Raw genomic sequence first — 1,366 nt, 5'->3', positions numbered from 1 at the left:
GGGCTCGGACCTGTGTGTTCGCCCCTTTTTTAGCCCGCACATGGGCGGAGTCGAGGACGGCCCGCGACAGGTCGAGCAGGTTCTCGTCGTCCAGGCGGTGCAGGATCGCCTCGTGCAGCCGGCCCCACACGCCGGCCCGGGACCAGATCAGGAACCGGCGGTGGGCGGTCGACTTGGAGATGCCGAAGCACGGCGGCAGTGCTCGCCAGGCACAGCCACTGACCAATACGTGAATGATCGCAGCGAACAGCGTCTCATCAGGGATGTCCTGCGTCCCGCCGCCTGCGGCCGCACCCTCGACGGCGGGATCAGCGGCTTCGCGATCTCCCACAGCCCGTCCGGAACAATCCAACTCCACGTACCCCTCCCCATACACAGCCCAACGAGCCATCACCACATAGGACACCGTCTTAGACGCCATTTCGTTTGGCGTGATCTTGCGGCAGTCTGGGGTGGTGACTGCTTCGCTTGTTGAGCGGATGGTGCCGGACGGTTTGTGGGAGCTGTTCGAGCGAGTGGTGCCGCCGGCGCCGGAACGCCCGCAGGGTGGTGGCAGACGTCGGCGCGGGGACCGGGAGGTTCTGGCCGCGATCATCTTCGTGGCCACGTCGGGATGCACGTGGAACCAACTGCCGCCCGGCTTCGGCCTGTCGGGTGTGACCGCGTTCCGCCGTTTCACCGAGTGGTCCGAGGCGAGGGTGTGGGCCAAGCTCCACCGCCTGGTCCTGGACGAGCTCGGCTCGCGCGGCGAGCTGGACTGGTCACGGTGCGCGATCGACTCCGTCAGCGTCCGCGCCCTCAAAGGGGGCCGCTGACGGGACCGAATCCGACCGACCGCGGCAAGAGCGGATCGAAAATCCACCTCATCGTCGACCGCAACGGCCTGCCCCTGTCGATCGGCATCTCGGCAGCCAACCTGCACGACAGCCAGGCCCTGATTCCACTGGTGCAAGGCATCCCGCCCATTCGCTCCCGCCGCGGGCGTCGACGCCGCAAGCCCGCCAAGCTCCACGGAGACAAGGGCTACGACTACCGGCACCTGCGACGATGGCTCGCCGCCCGTGGGATCAGACATCGCCTCGCTCGCAAGGGCGTTGAGTCCTCACATCGGCTTGGCCGACACCGCTGGGTCGTCGAACGCACCGTCTCCTGGCTCTCAGGATGCCGACGTCTTCACCGCTGCTACGAGCGTAAGCCCGAGCACTTCCTCGCCTTCACCGCCATCGCGGCAACCCTCATATGCCACCGCCGCATCACCAAATGAAATGACATCTTAGACGGCGCCAAACTGGTAACAGCCTGTGACGAGCACGGTCATTTTGGCCGTCCCCTCCGTGGCCTGCGCCGGGCTGGTGTCGCGGGACCA

General features: G+C 66.6%; 1 protein-coding gene and 1 pseudogene. One reads left to right on the top strand and one right to left on the bottom strand.

Annotated features, from left to right (window positions below; translation table 11 throughout):
• Positions 1 to 372, bottom strand: a pseudogene (locus ACFYW8_RS44555) (transposase); the annotation flags it as partial.
• 107 nt (positions 373 to 479) lie between these two features.
• Between ACFYW8_RS44555 and ACFYW8_RS44550 the strand changes: the two are divergent.
• Positions 480 to 1,264, top strand: a protein-coding gene (locus ACFYW8_RS44550; RefSeq protein WP_389093926.1) for an IS5 family transposase whose coding sequence is annotated in 2 segments (ribosomal slippage) — positions 480 to 813 and positions 813 to 1,264 — 786 coding nt in all. Because the reading frame shifts where the segments join, the coding sequence is not laid out codon by codon here.
• Positions 1,265 to 1,366 lie beyond the last annotated feature (102 nt).

This window comes from Streptomyces sp. NPDC002742 (assembly GCF_042888885.1).
GTDB lineage: Bacteria > Actinomycetota > Actinomycetes > Streptomycetales > Streptomycetaceae > Streptomyces.
This window is presented reverse-complemented; position numbering and strand designations above follow the sequence as displayed.